Here is a 5,269-nt window from a genome sequence, read left to right as displayed (position 1 = left end):
CATCAATCGCAATTGTTTGGACTTTTTCCTGGAGATCATATTTCACCTTCAAAAACTCCTGAATTGGCTAATGCTGCTAAAAAAACATTAGAAATAAAAGGAGACGAAACTACAGGTTGGTCAAAAGGTTGGAGAATCAATCTTTGGGCAAGACTTTTGGATGGAAATCGGGCTTACAAAATGTTCCGAGAACTGCTCCGCTATGTTGATCCAGACGGAAAGAAAACTGATAACCCAAGACGTGGAGGAGGGACATATCCTAATTTATTCGATGCGCATCCACCGTTTCAAATTGATGGCAATTTTGGTGGAGCTGCTGCCGTTGCCGAAATGTTAGTGCAATCAAATGAAAATGAAATTAGATTATTGCCGGCTTTACCAGATGCTTGGGAAAGCGGTTCTGTAAAAGGAATTTGTGCCAGAGGTGGTTTTGAAATTGCTATGGAATGGAAAAATAAAACATTTCAAAAAGTATCAGTTTCTTCAAAAAATGGCGGTAAAACAACACTAATTTGTGGAGACAAAAAGCAAGAGATCAATTTGAAAAAAGGTCAAAAAGTTGATTTGATTTGGTAATGGTTTGATTTTTTTAAAAATCTATCAGTAATGGAAAAACAGCAGAAACATTTTATTGCGTCACCAAAAGTTGGGGATAAGGTTGGGGAGCAGCATCTATAATAACAGTTGGAATTGCTTCTTTTACATCAACAAGAAGCTTATTAAAAGTTGGGTTAGATAACATCTTACTATTTACAATCATTCCAGAAGTCATAGTGCCAATACTACCTGTTATTATTGAATTTGTTAAAAATGATTTTGATTTATACTTTTCACATAATTTTACATTGTCTAATAGTGAGCATCCTTCTAAATATACTCCATATAACTGAAATGTTGATTTTGTAGTGTTTTTATAAAATAGACATGAATAAAATCCCACTCCAGATTCACCTCCAATTATAAAATCCCCTTTGTTATTTGTGAAATTGCAGTTTGCAAATAAAGGAGAACTATAATTATTCATTTCAGCAACGATATCATTGTTATCAAATCTACAATCTATCCATCCGTTTAAATTACAAGCTCTTTTTCCTAACAAACTCATTGCTTTTTTGTTATTAATCCACTGGCATTTATAAAAAACTACCTTATCCATAAACATCATGGTCGATGTTTCTCCCTCTGTGTATAATGGATCAACTTCTTGAAATAAACCAATATTTGTATCTACAAAACATACATTTTCTATAAAATTATTATCAAAACCATAAAATTTATCTAAGTGAATCCCATAATTTTGATTTCTAAAAATTAAGTATTTAAAAAGACAAGGACTTACTGAAATTCTAGAACCATTTAATGGATGAATTCTAAGACCCGTGCTGCCACCTTGAAGTGTCATATTTGATAAATAAAATTTCACTTCTCCTGTTTTGCTTTCTCCAGTAATTAATGGAAACGTATCCGTTAGACCTACAATAGCAGTCTTGCCTGTACCTTTTCCTACGATACCTTGGTTGTTATTAATAGTTAATGTAGAGCTTATATAATAAATACCTTCTTCTAATTCTGCTATGCCATTGGTATTGATCAAATTTTGAATATATTTTGTATCATCCTTTTTGCCTTCTTTTTTTATACTATCTCTTTTAATACTCCAATTATCTCCCGTTGGGTTTGGTATTGTTTCAAAAACAGGTCTTGCCCAAGGTGTGTTTTTAGTGCCTAAAATAGTTTTATTTAGTTTCTCAATAGTAGGAACATCTGTAATAGCACTTGTTATATTTACACCATCTAAAGTAACATTATTATTATTGCCAAAATATCCTTTAAAATCATATCCAGTAGTGGCTACATTATTATTATAACCTTCTGAATTACTATCCAGTAAAAACATATTAGTATTTTTTCCCAAAGTGCTTTTGTCAGTACCTAGATTACGTATGTACTTTTTTGTCATAAATAGGTTATCTGCTGTTATACTAAATGCTGGAGTTGGAGTTGGGCCGAAGTTTGCTCCTTGAATCGAAGCAATTTTAACATCTCCCATATTTTTCATTTCTATTAGTGGTTTTGCACTAATGTTGAGATAATTCCAAGTTTCGGCGTCTAATCCTACCCAAGTTAGTGTTTTGAGATTATCTATTTCTGCACCATTACCACCTGGAGTTAACATATTTATCCATAATTGAACATTACCATAACTAGGCGTATTGCTATTACCTTTCATTACTATTTGTGGGTAATAACTATGTATCCGATGCTTAATTATCTTGTTGTTTCTAAAGTATCCTGAACTACTCATATCCCACTTTAAAACACATCTAGATAAATTAATAAAACTATTACTAACAATAATGCCCCCAACTGAAAGCATAAAAGTTGATTCTATGTTTTTAAATATAGAATTTGAAATAGCATCACCCGCTTGGAATGTTATACTTCCTGAGGTTATATTCGTTACTTTTATGTTATTACTCCCGGCTGCTATAATAATTTTAGGAACTTTATTGAAATTTGGATATCCTAATAATTTCTGACCGCTATGTAAAATAATATCATTACCACCTGAATAATCACCTTTTTCCAATCGTACAGAACCGTAAGTGTCTAAAGCTTTTTGAAGATTGTTTTTTTCTGCAATTGGCAACAAATACGCATTAAAATATTCAATTTCTTCTAGCTGGTTATTTACACCTGTTGATGTTACCTGTTTGTTAGTAATAGAATATTGGTAGTTTTGTGAAAACAGTAGCGTTGTGAATAATAAAAAACAAATTAAATATTTCATTGTCCAGATATTATGTATGAATTTACATCTGTTTTTCTAAGTAATCCAAAACTTACGTTACCTGGGACACTGATAAACGTTGCAATACCATCTGTTTTGTAGTTAAGTTTTACACCAGAGATGGCCTGTATTGTTAATACAGCACCGTTATGCGTTTCTAAATTGATAGTATCACCCACTAACATACTTTCAAATCCAGGCGTTAATGTTAATGTTGCTGAATTTGTACATTCTAAAGTATTATTTACATCCGAACCTTCAATATTTCTAGATGTTGTAAGTGGAATAATTAAAGCTTTATAAGGGTTTTTGCCATTTGTACCAACTATTTTTTCAGCAGTTTTTGCATGTAACGCATAAGGCACACTTAAAAGTTGTGAAATGCCAATAATGTTGTAATTAGTTCCACCTGTAATATCTACTTGTGTTTCTATAAAATGAGGCCCATTTTCCCAAGCTATTTTACTAAAATTACCTGTAACAATTATTCCAGTTCCAATTTCAAGAGAAACTAAACCATTATCATTTGTTTGAACCGAATGAGTTTCTTGGTAAACATCTGTTCCTGTCGCGGTACCTTGATGTATAATAATTTTAAGACTAATTTTCGAATTGGTCACCAAGCTATTGTCACCACCTCGGATAATTGCTTGATAACTCATTTTTTCTGGCGACTGTGCAAATACATTAAGTGTTATAACAAATAATAGTATGATAAGCTTAAGTTTCATTGTTTTATTATTTTAAATGTTTTTAGAACTTTATTATTATCATATACACGAAGTAAATAAATAGATCTTATAAAATCATTTAGATTAATTTGAGTTTCAGATGAATTAATTATGTTATCTTTTAAAATTCTACCTTGAAGGTCATAAATTTGATACGAATGCTGTCCATACTCTAGCTCAAAACCTTTCATATTTAGAGTAACATAATCTGTTTTTGGATCATTTAGAACTACTATTTCTTTTTTGGTGTCAATACTATTATTTTTTATATTAGGAATTTTTGGGTGCTGTACGCCTTGAGCCACATTATAAACAGTTTCACCAACATACATATAGAATAATTGTCCGATTGAGTAGTTTACTGTACCTGAACTACTTGTTGCATTACTCCCAGATGTAATTATGGTTTCCATTGTTTTATTAATATTTTGACTAATACCTTTGTATGAAAAAAAAAACAAAATTATAATAGGGAGGCTAACAGTTTTTGATTTTAAATACTTCACAGTTTATATAAAATTAAATTTAACTTTTTTAGGATTCAAAATTACTTAAAAAAGTCCACAAAATACTATTATAATCTATGAAATACATTGATTTTCAAACAATTAAGTAATTATCTTACTTTTTATAATATTAAGCTAGTAAATTTTCCTTTTTAATAAGAAGAATAAATTTGTTGAAAGAATTAAAATTTAAATAAACTCAGATATTATTAATAAACAGCTGTATAGAGTAAATAACGTTCGTGTGTTTGATTAATTATATCCATTCTTTTCTTTTATTAAATCTCTACAATTCTATAACATAGAAATATTTATTTATTTTCTATTTAAAACAGACTCTAAGTAATTTGTGTTTAAAAATATAAATCTCATATAATGATGAATTTTTCTAGTCAATACAGAATTGAATTACGAAAGCTAAATTGTGAGATTAAAAAATGAGCGACATTATTTATTACGATTTGTAATATCTGTCAGTATGTTTTTTTGGCAACAATATCAAACTTATTATTTGTAAGAAAATCAACTAAATGTGCTGAAAGACAGACTTTTTTTTAATTTTTGGAAGTCATACCTTGTTTTTGCGAACCATAAGATATAAAAAGGCTAACTTTAAAAATTAGCCTTATGAGTTATAATTTTTAAGTCGGTTAGTAGTAAAAAAAAATTATAAAGGCTGTTCCATAAGAGCAGCCTTTTTTTAAGAAAATTTTAATTTCCAATAATTTGATCCATCACCCAGTTTGTGTGAGCTGCTGATAATCCATCTGAAGGATGTTTTGAATTTCCTAAGAGATGATCTCGCATTTGTTCTACATGATGCAACTGAATGTTTTCCGGATGAGGTATTTCAGTAATGGTTTCTCCATCTTTGGTTTTAAGAACAAAAGGAATATTCTCAAATACTGAAAAAGTTATTTTTCCTTCACTTCCATAAATTTCAACAATATCTTCTCGTTCGAAAGTGCCAAAATTCCAGCTTCCGCTTCCAGTAACTCCAGATTCATGTATCCAGTTTGCTACGCAAGCATCTTTTGCTGTATACAATCCTTGTTGATTCAGGCTAGTTCCGGAAACTTCTTTTATTGGTCCCAAATAATGAACAAACAAATCCAATCCATGGCTCGCTAAATCGTCAAAATAGCCTCCTGTAGCGATTTTTACGTCAGTTCTCCAATTATATTCACCAGAACGATCTTGGTCAGTTGTAGGCTTTGATAAATGCCATCTGATGTGTCTTA

At 30.4% G+C, this 5,269-nt stretch carries 5 protein-coding genes; 1 reads left to right on the top strand and 4 read right to left on the bottom strand.

Going from position 1 to position 5,269, the window contains the following annotated elements:
* Positions 1-576, top strand: a 576-nt coding sequence (locus tag VLC96_RS13060; protein ID WP_349255342.1) for a glycosyl hydrolase family 95 catalytic domain-containing protein, incomplete at its 5' end; no start/stop codon positions are given.
* Positions 577-628: 52 nt separating this feature from the next.
* On the opposite strand, the gene VLC96_RS13055 is transcribed toward VLC96_RS13060, so the two are convergent.
* From VLC96_RS13055 to VLC96_RS13040, 4 genes are all read right to left on the bottom strand, one after another.
* Positions 629-2,791, bottom strand: coding sequence for a hypothetical protein (locus VLC96_RS13055; RefSeq protein ID WP_325263567.1), 2,163 nt, complete (start codon positions 2,789-2,791; stop codon positions 629-631).
* Positions 2,788-3,522, bottom strand: coding sequence for a DUF8740 domain-containing protein (locus VLC96_RS13050; RefSeq protein WP_325263565.1), 735 nt, complete (start codon positions 3,520-3,522; stop codon positions 2,788-2,790). Before VLC96_RS13050 ends, VLC96_RS13055 begins: the two co-directional genes overlap by 4 nt.
* Entirely contained in the window at positions 3,519-3,935 is a 417-nt protein-coding gene (locus VLC96_RS13045) for a T9SS type A sorting domain-containing protein (RefSeq protein ID WP_325263563.1), read from the bottom strand. Before VLC96_RS13045 ends, VLC96_RS13050 begins: the two co-directional genes overlap by 4 nt.
* 804 nt (positions 3,936-4,739) lie before the next feature.
* Positions 4,740-5,269: Gfo/Idh/MocA family protein (locus VLC96_RS13040; protein WP_325263562.1), on the bottom strand; the 530-nt coding region annotated here is incomplete at its 5' end.

The organism is Flavobacterium sp., assembly GCF_035456085.1.
Classification (GTDB): Bacteria; Bacteroidota; Bacteroidia; order Flavobacteriales; family Flavobacteriaceae; genus Flavobacterium.
Note: the sequence above shows the minus strand (reverse complement) of the source record. Positions and strands in the feature narration are given on the sequence as shown.